Annotated in this window: 1 rRNA gene; it reads left to right on the forward strand. The window is 48.0% G+C overall.

Going from position 1 to position 1,678, the window contains the following annotated elements:
- Nucleotides 1-1,678, forward strand: a 23S ribosomal RNA gene (locus CXR03_RS17670); the annotation flags it as partial.

The following is a 1,678-nucleotide window of genomic DNA, read 5'->3' on the forward strand; positions in this document are numbered from 1 at the left end:
GAGATCCTGAAACCATATGCTTACAAGAAGGTAGAGTCCGTTAATGGGTGATACCGTGCTTTTTGTAGAAAGAGCCGGCGAGTTACTATTGCATGCGAGGTTAAGTCGATATAGATGGAGCCGTAGTGAAAGCGAGCCTTAATAGGGCGTTTAGTATGCAGTAGTAGACACGAAACCGGGTGATCTAGCCATGAGCAGGTTGAAGTTAGGGTAAAACCTAATGGAGGACCGAACCAGTATTCGTTGAAAAGACTTTGGATGACTTGTGGCTAGCGGTGAAATTCCAATCGAACCCGGAGATAGCTAGTTCTCCCCGATATATCTTTAAGGATAGCGTTATGTGAATTGTTGTGGAGGTAGAGCACTGAATCTATGATGGCTGCACCTAGCGGTACTGATTAGAATTAAACTCCGAATGCCATAACTTGTGCATAGCAGTCAGAACATGGGTGATAAGGTCCATGCTCGTGAGGGAAACAGCCCAGATCGTCAGCTAAGGTCCCTAAGTGTAAACTAAGTGTGTAAGGATGTGGAACTGCACAGACAGCTAGGATGTTGGCTTAGAAGCAGCCATCATTTAAAGAGTGCGTAACAGCTCACTAGTCGAGTGATTCTGCGCCGAAAATGTACCGGGGCTTAAGTTTACCACCGAAGCTACGGATTGTACGCAAGTACAGTGGTAGGGGAGCGTTCCAAGGGTGATGAAGTCAGACCGTAAGGACTGGTGGAGCGCTTGGAAGTGATTATGCCGGCATGAGTAACGTTTGGAAGTGAGAATCTTCCATGCCGTTTGACCAAGGTTTCCTGGGCAAGGTTCGTCCACCCAGGGTTAGTCAGGACCTAAGGCGAGGCCGACAGGCGTAGTCGATGGACAACAGGTTGATATTCCTGTACCAGTTAATTAGTGATGGAGTGACGGAGAAGGATAGTATATCCCGGGTGCTGGTTGTCCCGGGCTAAGCACAAAGACGGCAACATTGGCAAATCCGTGTTGTATTAACGTTGAAGTGTGATGGGGAGTGAACGGTTCGCCTAGTAACGAAGTATATGACTCCACGCTTCCAAGAAAAGCTTCTAACATTAATAATTAACTGCCTGTACCTAGAACGAACACACGTGGTCAAGGAGAAAATCCTAAGGCAAGCGAGATAACTGTAGCTAAGGAACTCTGCAAAATAACTCCGTAACTTCGGAAGAAGGAGTGCTCATCTTTGATGAGCCGCAGTGAAGAGGGAGGGGCAACTGTTTAACAAAAACACAGCTCTCTGCTAAGTCGCAAGACGATGTATAGGGGGTGACACCTGCCCAGTGCCGGAAGGTTAAGAGGAGAAGTCAGCACAAGCGAAGCTTTGAATTGAAGCCCCGGTGAACGGCGGCCGTAACAATAACGGTCCTAAGGTAGCGAAATTCCTTGTCAGGTAAATTCTGACCCGCACGAAAGGTGTAATGATCCCTTCGCTGTCTCGGCTGCAGACTCGGTGAAATTTTAGTACCGGTGAAGATGCCGGTTACCCGCAACTAGACGGGGAGACCCCGTGGAGCTTTACTATAACTTGATATTGAAATTTGGTGTAACGTGTAGAGGATAGGTGGGAGACTATGAGACCAGGACGCCAGTACTGGTGGAGTCAACCTTGGAATACCACCCTCGTTACATTGGGTTTCTAACTTCGACCCG

This window comes from Arthrobacter sp. 08Y14 (assembly GCF_002929455.1).
Lineage (GTDB): Bacteria > Actinomycetota > Actinomycetes > Actinomycetales > Micrococcaceae > Arthrobacter_B > Arthrobacter_B sunyaminii.